The sequence below is a fragment of the Streptomyces sp. GbtcB7 genome (genome assembly GCF_019091445.1).
GTDB lineage: Bacteria > Actinomycetota > Actinomycetes > Streptomycetales > Streptomycetaceae > Streptomyces > Streptomyces mirabilis.
This window is the reverse complement of sequence record NZ_JAGXJM010000428.1, coordinates 1-252: the sequence shown is the minus strand read 5'-3', so window position 1 is coordinate 252 and position 252 is coordinate 1. Positions and strand designations below refer to the sequence as shown.

Genomic DNA, 252 nt, shown 5'->3' with positions numbered 1-252 from the left:
GAACCTGGCGCATGCAGGCTGACGCGTCAGCCGAATCGCTGGAGGACCTGCTTGCCCGTCCAGACCTTGATGACTACATTTCGAATGCGATTCACGATGAGCAAGAATTCGCTGACATAGTCGCGGCATCCTCTGGCGACGAAGTGGACACCGTCCGACTTACCGTGAGGCGGCCCGACGGGCGACTATTTCATTCTGCGTCAACAGCCCTCGGTGTGATCGGCGGCCTTCTTGCCTGGGCCACTAATGCGG

The 252-nt window shown here is 59.5% G+C and carries 1 protein-coding gene; it reads left to right on the top strand.

Translation table 11 applies throughout. From position 1 onward, the window contains the following. Positions 1–11: 11 nt before the first annotated feature. On the top strand, positions 12–252 hold a 241-nt coding region (locus tag KVT44_RS56435), incomplete at its 3' end, for a hypothetical protein (protein WP_217577066.1).